Origin of the sequence: Thermoactinomyces sp. CICC 23799 (assembly GCF_016055145.1) — a bacterium.
GTDB lineage: Bacteria > Bacillota > Bacilli > Thermoactinomycetales > Thermoactinomycetaceae > Thermoactinomyces > Thermoactinomyces intermedius.
Genome location: NZ_JAECVV010000005.1, coordinates 224189 through 234801, shown reverse-complemented (window position 1 = coordinate 234801; position 10613 = coordinate 224189). Strand labels below are relative to the sequence as shown.

Below are 10613 nucleotides of genomic sequence, written 5' to 3'. Positions count from 1 at the left end.
CTGTGTAACTGTGGTTTGAACTGTGAAATGAACTGTGCTTTAACAAAATAAAGAATCCCACAGCCAAAAATGGCCATGGGAAAGGGTTTGATGATTTCAGAATATCAGCTTTGGAAATCATCAAAATCTCTTTAATCAATTGCTTCTGTGCAATTAGGACGATTAAAAGGGGAAATCCCGCTTCATATATTACGCCAAATATAGCGGAAACGAACCCATAAGTATCCTAGTATCCTACCACTCATCCCATTTCAATGTATCATCAAGTTTTCCTGTTTCAAAGAAATATTTAAAAGCTTGAATCATAGGATCATATTCCACCAACAATTCCTTATTATAATCCATCCCCACTCCTTGGTTCGTGATCATTTCAAATTCTTCATCTCGTGTTTGAACCTCGGGATTTGCCAAACAATATTGTTTACGATAATCAAATTCTACTGGGAAAAATATTACTGCGTACAGTCGACGGCCATCGATTTCATTTCCCCCGGTGACGGTCATATCACCAATATCCGGGTTGGTTAAATATAAAGTATCAAAGTAATCACGACCCACTTGATCTCCATCAACTTGATCCAAGTAACTTTTGATTTGTTTCCAATCCGGATTTTTAATCTTTTCTTTCCCGCCACCTGGCTTGAAAATAGTTAGTTCCCATTTACTCATAATAACACCCACCTCACCTTATAACATCCCAAGAAGTTCTTCTTTTTACAGGATCGGGTTTTATTATTCTAACTCCATCAGGTGTTATAACCTTTAACTCATCTAAACCTACTTCTTCAACCATTTGCTTAACACCATTACTTATATCACAATAGTTGCATAAAGGTCGATCAACGGCCATAACGCAATGCTTTAATTTGAGATTCAAGTTCCAAAATTATCCCCCCTATTAATTATTCGGTAAGAGGGCAATATTTTGCGTGTTAAGCACACACATTTAATACAATCACATTCTGTCAAACAATTACAGGATTACTCCTGTTTTACTTTGACACTAATTCATCATTTTCTGCGAATATATAATTGAAGCACCTACAACTAATTAACGTTCCCCGAAACAAAAAACTACCCTCTGTTGGGTAGCTTTTTTTGTGCAATCAACCTAATATAATCCTTTAGTTATGCTTTTCTTTTCAACGTCGATCATTTCAATATAACGCCTCAAGGTTTCAACACGTTCATGCCTGGTATGTTCCATAATAACAAGTGCATCTAATCCTTGTTCACGGGCATGAGTAACAAAGCCTCTCCTCATTGAATGACCAGAGAAAAGCGATTCATCCAAACCAGCTCGCTTTGCTCTTTTCTTAACAATACGGGCAATAGAAGCTGGATGAATACGTTCGCCTAATTTATCTCCTTTCCCAATGCTTCGAAACAAAGCACCTTCTGTTATCCCGCTTTTCCTGATCCACTTCCCGACCAGGCGGACTGGGCAAATATGTTGATTCTTCCCATAAGCTATGTGTAACCACTTCCCCTCCCCTGTTTGGTCCGTTTTCGACTTTGGTAAATAGAGGAGAAGTCCGGAATCTTTGAAATGTATATCCTCTATGTTGATTTGCGCTATTTCCGAGCGTCTGAGCGCTCCGGCAAAGCCCAGGCTGATAATTGCCGCGTCCCGATAATCTGCCAATCTTTCCCCTTTAATCTCACTTAATATCATCATTTCAATTTCAGGAGTTATGGCTCTTTTTTGCATTGGCGCGGTCCCCAAACGTCGCTGGATTCCTTTTACAGTATCGTCCACTCTTTTCCCTTTTGTCGGGTTTGGTATCAACTCCCCTTGCTCTTCGGCTCTTTCTTGGATATAACCAAAAAAATCCCGAATAGCAGACAAATGGCGTAACACCGACGAGGCTTTCAGCGGCTTATACTTCTTCCCTTTCTTTGCTCTTTCCTCACTAGTGAGATAAGAAAGATAGTTGCAGATCATTTGTTGTGTCACTTGTCGGCAGTGATCAGTCTGACGCATATCCAGTCCATATTGTTCAATCATATATTCATTAAACAATTTCATGCTGTGTCGATAATTGGCCAATGTATTTTCTGACTTGCTGGCTTGCATATACTCCAAAGCCAGATCGGTCAGCGGAACTTCTTTCACATCTGTAGAAAGCTTTGACTGATCCGCCAGCATGATTTCATTTTCCATTTATATACCTCCCCGGCTCTTTACGTTCTATAATCTACATTATAGTACATAAAAATCGAGGAGGTACATTATTTCTTTTCAAGAGGGATAACACGAAAATATACGAAATTAATATTAAAGGAGGCGAATGTTTATGAACCAATATGTTTTCATATCTATCTTAAGTGCATCTGTCGCCTTAATCTCTGCAGTTTTTGCGTTTTCGCAAGCCAAAGCCTCTAAGAGATCAGCAGAAGAAGCTAAAGAAAACCTAGAACGCCAAAAGCAATAACCCCGCCCAACAAGGCGGCTTTTTCTTTATAAAAAAACCGGGAGAACTACATATAGAGAGAGAAGAGAGGGGACGCACCTCCATATTTTTTAGTTACTCCCGGTTATTAGCGATATAAAAAAGCGGCTCTTATGGCCGCTTTCCCCTTTGCAGATGACTTACAAATTGGGGGAGGAGTTTTGGAATGGAATAGATTCAAACTGATCCATTTAATGTACCTTTTATTAGGTACTATCATAGTACCACGTTTTACCCTAAAAAAACGCTCAAAAAACGCTCAAAAAACGCTCATTCGATCCTTACAACCTTTTCAATGGGCACATTTAAGTATTTGCATATGCCGGCAATCGTCGAAAGCTGGACCGATTCGCCTTTCCTAAATTTGGCCGCAGTTGGTTTTGATATCACTTTTGCATTGACCAAATCAATAAGTTTCCCTTTCTTTTCCTCCAATGTAGCAAAAAGCGGATCATATGATATCAAAATATAAACCTCCCTCAAATCAAATTTAAAACTATAGCGATCTTGTCAATTGCCTTTGCTTTAATCCTTCGATATTTGGCCGGACTAATACTTAATTCTTCGCAAACCATAATTACACTTAATTCTTCGAAATAAGTTTTCCTTATAACCTCCTTTTCATCCTCGTTTAAAACAGATAATGCCTTTTCTATTTGATCGATCTTCTTTCTTCGTTCTGCCCGTTTTAGACCGTAACTTTCTGTAGATGATCCATTGGCTGAGGACATAACCCCTTCTTCCCCATAAATCGGGACACAGGATGGGAACAGTTCCCACCCTTGTAGCGATTTTTTCAAAGGTATATATTCACTTAAAAGCTCTTCAACTTTTTTCCGATATTCAGGCTTTCTCCATTTTCTTGCCGCTGCTCCCATCCTGACCCCTCCTGATATGTTATAATGGTTATTGGATTAACTACAGTGCAGCCCGTTGTTTTGGGCTGCTCTTTTTGTTTATGCACCTTTTTCACACAACCTATCCCAAAGCTTTTTATAAAACTCATATTCACCTTTCTTCTTAAGTTCTCGTACTATTTGCGATAACGACTTTGACGATCTATTTAAGGCCATACCTAAACGGGATGGTCCATCATATTCATAGAACTTACAGATATACGCAAGTTCTTTGGTTGTATACTCTTCAGTTCTGTATCTGCTCATGCTCTTCACTTCTTCCCCCGCAAAAAAGAGATATCTATTTCACAGAACCACCCATTGCCCTTTCGGATTGTCTTGTAGCCCGCGTTTTTGATCTGTTCCATTTCCGATTCGCTTTCGGTATAGATAGTGACCAGGTCCCCGTCAAATCTCATTTAATTTCGCCTCCTGGATCTCTATTTCTGCCCGCTCTGCTTCTTTAGTTGTTACCTTCCGTTTTTCAACAATTAATCGCTTCACCTGTCTGTCATCTATCCAAGCGATTCCATTCAAACCATCCAGCCAAGCCTTAGCCAAATTATCAATATCGCCAGATCGCCCGTAGATATAGGCAGTTCCAATCACAACAACATCTCCAGTTATCTGTTTTACTCCTGCCGCTTTTGCGCACCATCCAATATGGTTTTTATATGCCAAATACCTGCCGGCTGCCTTTTTGACGAACTTTCCGCGTCGGGTCATCCTTACAGCCGGGATCGGATGCCCAGGTACTGTGAATTTCATTGTTTCTCCTCCCTCTTCATCAGCCGCCCACAACCACAAATGACGACTACAGCCGGGATGTCTATTTCAATCGTCTTCTCGCATCGAGGGCAACGATAGACAATGCCTTTCTTCCTTTTCCTACGTTTTGGTTTAGCCAATATCGGGTCCTCTTTAGATTCAGTTCCAAACAAATCGATTTGTACAAATCCTGCCGGCAAGCTCATCCTCTCTCTTCATCCCCTTCTCGATATATCGTTTTTACAACCATCTGATCTGCATGGATTTTAAGTTTTGCCTCAAGTTCTTCAATAAGCTTTTCCGTCTTCAACAAGTCCTCCGCTTCACCGATTTTTTCGCCCTGATACCAAATCTCAAATCGTTCAACTTGCTCAAATCGGAAACTCATCCTCTCCGCCTCCTCGTTTAATAGTCCCCGTCCCAAATAACCTTAGCAAAAGGCTGATCCACTTTGATTTTCTCTAAAACGATGGGCTGTTCAAAAGGAGAAAGGCCGTGTTTCTTGATTTCTTCCGCCACCATCGCACGGGCTATCTCTTCTGACTCTGCCAAAACTAACGTCATACCTGGTCCGATAAAGTGAGCATCATGTGTTGCTAGAAACAATTTCATTTCTTTTTCTCCTTCCCCAGATGCCTCCAGGACGTTCGGGTAAGTTTCCTTTCACCCATTGGTCCATGATATACATGATCACTTCATTTTCTGGCCGTCCAAGCGCCTTGGCGATGTCTTCGTATCCGTACCCCTGCTCCCAAGCGCGTTTTAACTCTTCGAAATCCCTCGGATGTTGCCAGCCAAAATTCCAGTCAAGACAAGCAATATAGTTAGGTTCACTTTGAGCGGGACGGCCCCGGCGTTTTGCTGCTCTATTCATGAATCTCACTCCTTAACTCATGTGCCCTCCTGCAAAGCTCGTTATAAAGTCTCATCCCTTTTGCATAGTCTTCAGGTTTTATCAAAGGATTTTCTAGGTATTCAGCGCCTTTAACGATCCGCTCCAAAAGAGCGAAATACTCTTTTTCAATTTCCATGTTGTTCACTCCTCATCAAGCTTCGGAAGATCAACAAAATGCTGGTAAGCGCCAAAAAATCCGTAACGGAAACGATTTACTCCAACGTCACGCCCTTTGGCAATGATGGATTGGATGACTTTTGCTCCTAATGCATCGGGTCCCGGATCTGTGTCTTCTGGGTCCTCCCAAAGGAACTCCACAACATCAGCGTCCTGTTCAATGTCTCCCGATTCGCGAAGGTGTTCCAGCGAAGGTTCAATTGCTTTTTTTCCTTCACGGTTCATTTGTGCCAGGAGGACAAAAACACAATCCAGTTCCATCGCCAAACGCTTGGCCGCTTGTGTAACCTGCCCAATTGCCTGTTGACGGCTCATCCCCGGCGGCTGGGGGATATTCATGATCCCAAGATAATCAACAAAGATCGCAGCAATTTGGCCATTTTCCCTCTTTGCCTGGCGTGCTGTGGCTGCAATTTCCTCAATTGTTACGTTTTTGCTGTCTGCGATTCGGATCGGCAAAGGAGCGATTTCCTTTCTGTAAACCTCACGAGCAATTTTCTTTTCATGGGGTGTCAGCTTTTTTAAGCGAAATGTATTCATATGAATCCCGGTCAGGGACGCCATCATCCGATTAATTAACGCAGTCCTCTTCATCTCCTGTGACCAGACTAGGCATTGACCCTTGCCTTGGGAAGCAATCCCCCTCAACATCTGAAGCATCTTGGCAGTTTTACCAACCGATGGCCGAGCAGCCAAGACATAAAGCCAACCGCGCCCAAGACCACCAATCCATTCATCAAAATTCTTGAATCCTGTTTTGATAAAATCATCTTCCTGATCCAGATAATCAAAGTACTCGTCTTCTGCATTTTCTAAATGGATTAGATCCGTTTGGCTCTCTGGGCGAATGGACCCGGCTAACCTCTCCACTTCTTGAAACATCTGTTCTAAATCGTCATACGGCTTCTCGGACAAGGCTGCTATTTGATGACCGATATCTGTCGCACGGCGTTTGATTGCGTTTCGCCGAACGATGTTCGCGTGATATTCCACGTTGGCCGTTGTGATTACCGTGTTTAACAACTCGCGTAAATAAAGAACACCACCGATCTCGTTCAGTCTTTTATATTCATCAAGCTGCGTTGTCAGCGTGACCAGGTCTATTTTTTGGTCTTTTTTGTACATGTGCTTTATTGCGGACCAGATAAGCGAGTGAGCCGGGTCCTTAAAATCTCTTGGCTCCAACCAGTGGACTTTGTCGATGGCCATCGAATCCATCAAAACTGAACCGATGACGCTTTTTTCCGCTTCCATACTCATTGATTAGCTCCCCCATCTTCTTTTTTTCAGTTCAGTCAGGGTAACACGACCCTCCAGATAATCCCTAAGTAAATCCTTGTGCTTCATAGGATGAAGACCCGTCACCTCTATAAACCTTTGTACTTTCATTTGCTTGTCCCGTTCAGCCAAGCGTTTCCGTTCAAGTTCTTCCTCCCGCCTTTGCTTTTCTTCCCAGTAAGACATCGGTTTTTCTGGCATCTTTATAACTTTCCGGTTCATCTGAGCTTGCAAGGTGTCAAATTGTTTTCTCAGCTTGCCAGGAGATAAGATATTTGCCTGCCAAAAGCTGTCGGAAGTAGACCAATCAATGACATCCTTAATCTCTTGTTTGGTGCGCTTATCAAGCTCATGAATCTTTCTGAAATCATCAGCCCATCTGTTCAGATCATTGGGAACTTTTGCATTAGGCTTCCAAGAAAGGACCCTGTCTTTGAAGTAGATTGCCATTTTCATATAAGGGCTATCGTCGTCGTAAATGCGTTTTGCGCGTTTACGAGGATTTTCTTTTTTCTTCTCATTCTTATCATTCTTGTTTATGTCCGTTGATTGTTTCTCAAATGGGTGTTCATTGTTACCCTCTTCGTTTTTTGATTGGTAAACTTCCCAATTTATAACGCTTATTAATGTGTAACCATTGTTACCCCTAAGTGCTGTTATAGTTATCATTTCCTGCTGTTCCAACCACTTTAGAATAGAACGAATCGTTTTCGGGTTTGGTTCCTTCCACTTGCGGCCCTCATACCAGCCGACTCCTTGTGCAATTTGCCTGATAGATGTCATATGTTGCCCCTTTAATATCTTTTGCTTGCCGCCATCCCTCATTGGTATATGGCTTTCTTCATGATTCACCTTGTATTTAATCCATTGCCAAACTCGATGATATAAAGGCGGCATTAACCAAATATCACTGTCGAGTTCTTGACGATAATCTTTGATCCATCCTTTCACGTTTAAACCCCCATCAGTTCCGTTGTGAAAGCCGGATAGGCTACCCTACATCTTTCAAACCAGGAACCGGGGCAGTTAAGCCCCGACGATTATTTGTTTTGAACCACCAATTCTTCCGGGAATACGTATTTGTGATCCTTCACTTCAACGACGGTCAAATCCATCTCATCAACCACGGTGATTTCAGGGGAAATTTTCCGCATAAAATCGGTATACTTCAGAGCACCCTCCATAGTTTCAAAACTCCTTAGCGATACTGCTCCGAATTTCGGGTGTTTGCAGTAGACTTTAAACATGTTGCATCTTTCCTTTCACTTCAATTTCGTTTTCGAAGACAAGACCAAAGCGATCGGTAACAAACACCGTTTCTCCCTGATGACGGTACAAGTCTGTGATTTTCGTCTGTTTCCCCTTCTCAGTTTTCAAAAGGTCACCAACTTGGATTTTCCCAGCCGGTTTTGTAGAATAAAAAGTATAATTGACCATTTTGTTTGCTCCTTTCTTCGGGGCTGAGCTTGCAGCCCCGTTTTGTTCAAAATGCATCCTCATCTTCGATAACCATTGCTTCCCATTCTTTTTTTCTTATCTCGATTTTTTTTCTACATTCAGTCAGTGCTGATTCGGCGCAATCTATTGAGCAATAATGTTTTCTTATCATGTCTGTGTAATAGGACCCGCCATTGTAATATGGTGTCTGCATTGTTAACCATCCCTCAGGCAAATCCACATCCCAAGATTCAGTGTCTAGAGATGCAGACATATCCGTTTTTACAATCTCACCGCAAAAATCACATTCGAAATAGAACCCTTTTGCCATTTTTTCTCCTCCCCTTTTGATCGGGCTTATGCAGCCCCGTTTTGTTCTTCCTTTAATTCCTTCATGGCTTGCAAAATGCTATATGCCCATTCCAGATCATGAAGCAAAAGTGCTTGTTCCATCTGTTGATACAAAGTGTCCATATCCATCAGTTCCCACCTCCTTGCAAGTACTCAATCACCCGGCTTGCTTCTGCTGAAGTAAGGTCTTTCTTGCTATCCTTGCCGGTTAGTTCTTTCACCACTTTGTCACGCTCTTCATCAGTCATCCCTTTGCTAGATGCGATCGCGCAGATGGCATTGATCTGTTTTTGGCTTGCTGGTTTATCGCTGATTACCTGGCTTGATTGTTGATATCGCGTTTGCCGGGCCGGCTGTGCTGCTGGTTGCTGCAAATCCATATCCTCTACATCCTGAGTGAAGAGCCCGCTGGCCCCGGTTGCCTAGAGAGTAGCTCCCACAAGCGCCCGCTTGATGGCCATCTTTTGGAGTGTGTTAACGATTGTGAAGGGGTCCTGATTCTGATATTTCTTTTCCTTGCTATTTGCGGACCCTTCGCATTCGGCTACTACGAATCCCGGATGATTTGGATGAGTAATTTTCACCCGGTAGTGGTAGAAGAAAAACCCTTTCTCCCAATCCTCAACCTTGTTCACACATTCAACCTCATGGCCCAATCCGAAAAATTGCAGGAGACGTTCAGCTCCAGGTTTGAGCAAAGACGGCTTAGGAGTGCCGGGAATCGTGTCGTAGTCGATACCGTGACGCATTACTTTTTTGGCGAGTGCATACATTTGTTTGAGGTTTTGCGATGCAAGATCCACACTTTGTGCCACAGATGGGACATATTCGATCACTTTCGGTTCCTGTTCGTTTTCAATCACTTGCAAATGGTTTTCCATTCTCATCACTCCTCGCTTGTGTTATAATTTTTTTAGGTGTTTTTTGTTTAGTGCCCGTCGTTGATTCGGCGGGCATTTTCAATCCTCGAAACTTTCCCCATTTCTCCGCGCCTATAGGATTTAGCGTTCCATACCAGATCCCGTCTTGCATGATCTTGAATTTCAGTAATAATCGGCCATCATCAGTCACCTCAACCGCTTCACCAATGTATCTGTGGTGTTTTTCCATTGTTTCACCTCCTTTCAATGGCGATCTGCCATATCAACCAACCTCCTTTTTTACTTCCTCTTCCTTGATCCGTTTTAATGCCTTATAAATGATGGGAACAATCTTTTGTACAGTTTCAGGCGGAACGACAATTTGATCAACAGGCTTGTTGTTCATTTTTATCACTTCTCATTTGTGAATTTCCTTCACAAAAATCTATAAAAAAAACCGGATCAACTTCTAATGCCTTGGACAGCTTGATTAAATCATCTAGTTTAATATTTCTAATACCAATCTCGATTTTTGTATACCAGGAACGGCTTTTGCCTAATTTTCTTGCTATTTGCTCTTGTGTTAAGTTCAATTCTTTTCTTCTTTCCTTTATCTTCTGTCGTACATTCATCCGTTTACCTCCTTAATTGATTGTTCCTATAAGGAACAACTTCTAACCATATTATATGTTCGTATTGTGAACATGTCAACTATTTTTGTGAAATAAAATCACATAAATAAATACTATAGAAGATATAAGTAGGTTCAAGAAGGTGGTGTATATTTCAATAAAAAAGTATATAATTAAACTTGGAGTTAAAGTGCCAAAAGCGAACAAAGCGGGGAGGAGTGCAATTTAAAATGACTTTAGGTGAGAAAATATCAAGTCTTAGAAAAAGACATAAACTAACTCAAGAACAATTTGCTAAAAAAATTGAAATTACAAGATCTGCATTAGCTAAATATGAAACAAACAAGGCGGAACCTGATATTAAAACACTTACTAAGATAGCTAACTTTTTTGAAGTAAGTGTTGATTATCTTTTGGGAAGAGAACAACATTCTGGGGCTCAAATTGACATCAAGGAAGCACTTGAAAACAAAAAAGCCACCTGGGGTGGCCAGGAGCTAACACCTGAGCAGCGCGAAATTCTAACGGAGTTTTTTACAATGATCCGTGATCGCATTAAAGAAGAAAAAAAAATTGAGGATGAAAATGATTCTACCAGGGAAAAAAACTGATTAAAAGTATAGAACTTTTAGCATAGATGTAAATTCTATTTCTTTTATGTAGCCGTTTGAATAAAGGTAATTGGCCAAGTTTTTACAGTCCAAGTCCATGGAGGATGAGTCTATGCTTAAAAGTTCCCATATTTCCTTCAACACGTACTCTAAGTTCTGACCACTGTCGTTTTTGGGGAATCGGCAGTGGTTTTGTTGTATACATATAGCCATGTTAATCCCTCTTTCAAGAAAGATTTCACTGACTAATTACCT

At 41.4% G+C, this 10613-nt stretch carries 21 protein-coding genes; 2 read left to right on the top strand and 19 right to left on the bottom strand.

Annotation, left to right across the window (positions count from 1 at the left end; all coding sequences use genetic code 11):
- Positions 1-234: 234 nt before the first annotated feature.
- Positions 235-669, bottom strand: coding sequence for a hypothetical protein (locus I8U21_RS08975; RefSeq protein WP_198053775.1), 435 nt, complete (start codon positions 667-669; stop codon positions 235-237).
- Between the two features lie 442 nt (positions 670-1111).
- Positions 1112-2164 carry a site-specific integrase gene (locus I8U21_RS08970; RefSeq protein WP_198053774.1) on the bottom strand — a complete coding sequence of 351 codons (1053 nt, stop codon included), beginning with the start codon at positions 2162-2164 and terminating at the stop codon, positions 1112-1114.
- Positions 2165-2297: 133 nt separating this feature from the next.
- Between I8U21_RS08970 and I8U21_RS08965 the strand changes: the two genes are divergently transcribed.
- On the top strand, positions 2298-2435 hold the full coding sequence (locus tag I8U21_RS08965; protein WP_198053773.1) for a hypothetical protein: 138 nt from the start codon (positions 2298-2300) through the stop codon (positions 2433-2435).
- Positions 2436-2723: 288 nt separating this feature from the next.
- Here I8U21_RS08965 and I8U21_RS08960 read toward each other — a convergent pair whose 3' ends face one another.
- The 17 genes from I8U21_RS08960 to I8U21_RS08885 all read right to left on the bottom strand — a co-directional run bounded on the left by I8U21_RS08960 (position 2724) and on the right by I8U21_RS08885 (position 9747).
- Entirely contained in the window at positions 2724-2918 is a 195-nt protein-coding gene (locus I8U21_RS08960) for a helix-turn-helix domain-containing protein (RefSeq protein ID WP_198053772.1), read from the bottom strand.
- 14 nt (positions 2919-2932) lie between these two features.
- On the bottom strand, positions 2933-3331 hold the full coding sequence (locus I8U21_RS08955; protein ID WP_198053771.1) for a sigma factor-like helix-turn-helix DNA-binding protein: 399 nt from the start codon (positions 3329-3331) through the stop codon (positions 2933-2935).
- A gap of 426 nt (positions 3332-3757) precedes the next feature.
- The gene (locus tag I8U21_RS08950) at positions 3758-4117 is read right to left on the bottom strand and encodes a RusA family crossover junction endodeoxyribonuclease (protein WP_198053770.1); all 360 of its coding nucleotides are present in this window, start codon (positions 4115-4117) and stop codon (positions 3758-3760) included.
- A 202-nt stretch (positions 4118-4319) separates the two neighbouring features.
- Positions 4320-4505 carry a hypothetical protein gene (locus I8U21_RS08945; protein WP_198053769.1) on the bottom strand — a complete coding sequence of 62 codons (186 nt, stop codon included), beginning with the start codon at positions 4503-4505 and terminating at the stop codon, positions 4320-4322.
- A gap of 17 nt (positions 4506-4522) precedes the next feature.
- A complete protein-coding gene (locus I8U21_RS08940) occupies positions 4523-4729 on the bottom strand; it encodes a hypothetical protein (RefSeq protein ID WP_198053768.1) in 207 nt (68 codons plus the stop codon).
- Positions 4704-4991, bottom strand: a complete 288-nt coding sequence (locus tag I8U21_RS08935; RefSeq protein WP_198053767.1) for a hypothetical protein — start codon at positions 4989-4991, stop codon at positions 4704-4706. Before I8U21_RS08935 ends, I8U21_RS08940 begins: the two co-directional genes overlap by 26 nt.
- Entirely contained in the window at positions 4984-5148 is a 165-nt protein-coding gene (locus I8U21_RS08930; protein WP_198053766.1) for a hypothetical protein, read from the bottom strand. Before I8U21_RS08930 ends, I8U21_RS08935 begins: the two co-directional genes overlap by 8 nt.
- 5 nt (positions 5149-5153) lie before the next feature.
- Positions 5154-6449 carry a replicative DNA helicase gene (locus I8U21_RS08925; RefSeq protein ID WP_198053765.1) on the bottom strand — a complete coding sequence of 432 codons (1296 nt, stop codon included), beginning with the start codon at positions 6447-6449 and terminating at the stop codon, positions 5154-5156.
- A 3-nt stretch (positions 6450-6452) separates the two neighbouring features.
- The gene (locus tag I8U21_RS08920) at positions 6453-7418 is read right to left on the bottom strand and encodes a hypothetical protein (protein WP_198053764.1); all 966 of its coding nucleotides are present in this window, start codon (positions 7416-7418) and stop codon (positions 6453-6455) included.
- A gap of 89 nt (positions 7419-7507) precedes the next feature.
- Positions 7508-7651 (bottom strand): hypothetical protein, encoded by a 144-nt coding sequence (locus I8U21_RS08915; protein ID WP_198053763.1) that lies wholly within the window; start codon positions 7649-7651, stop codon positions 7508-7510.
- A gap of 55 nt (positions 7652-7706) precedes the next feature.
- Entirely contained in the window at positions 7707-7904 is a 198-nt protein-coding gene (locus I8U21_RS08910; RefSeq protein ID WP_181732298.1) for a hypothetical protein, read from the bottom strand.
- A gap of 46 nt (positions 7905-7950) precedes the next feature.
- On the bottom strand, positions 7951-8235 hold the full coding sequence (locus tag I8U21_RS08905; RefSeq protein ID WP_181732297.1) for a hypothetical protein: 285 nt from the start codon (positions 8233-8235) through the stop codon (positions 7951-7953).
- Between the two features lie 26 nt (positions 8236-8261).
- Complete coding sequence (locus I8U21_RS15185; RefSeq protein ID WP_255516953.1) at positions 8262-8384, bottom strand: hypothetical protein; 123 nt, start codon at positions 8382-8384, stop codon at positions 8262-8264.
- The gene (locus I8U21_RS08900; RefSeq protein ID WP_198053762.1) at positions 8384-8635 is read right to left on the bottom strand and encodes a hypothetical protein; all 252 of its coding nucleotides are present in this window, start codon (positions 8633-8635) and stop codon (positions 8384-8386) included. The genes I8U21_RS15185 and I8U21_RS08900 overlap by 1 nt, the downstream gene beginning before the upstream one ends.
- A 42-nt stretch (positions 8636-8677) precedes the next feature.
- The gene (locus tag I8U21_RS08895; RefSeq protein ID WP_198053761.1) at positions 8678-9136 is read right to left on the bottom strand and encodes a hypothetical protein; all 459 of its coding nucleotides are present in this window, start codon (positions 9134-9136) and stop codon (positions 8678-8680) included.
- Positions 9111-9365: a hypothetical protein gene (locus I8U21_RS08890; protein ID WP_198053760.1), complete on the bottom strand. Its 255-nt coding sequence runs from the start codon at positions 9363-9365 to the stop codon at positions 9111-9113. Before I8U21_RS08890 ends, I8U21_RS08895 begins: the two co-directional genes overlap by 26 nt.
- Before the next feature lie 136 nt (positions 9366-9501).
- A complete protein-coding gene (locus tag I8U21_RS08885; RefSeq protein WP_198053759.1) occupies positions 9502-9747 on the bottom strand; it encodes a helix-turn-helix domain-containing protein in 246 nt (81 codons plus the stop codon).
- A 230-nt stretch (positions 9748-9977) separates the two neighbouring features.
- On the opposite strand from I8U21_RS08885, the gene I8U21_RS08880 reads away from it, so the two are divergent.
- Positions 9978-10358 (top strand): helix-turn-helix domain-containing protein, encoded by a 381-nt coding sequence (locus tag I8U21_RS08880; protein WP_198053758.1) that lies wholly within the window; start codon positions 9978-9980, stop codon positions 10356-10358.
- The last annotated feature ends 255 nt before the right edge of the window (positions 10359-10613 follow it).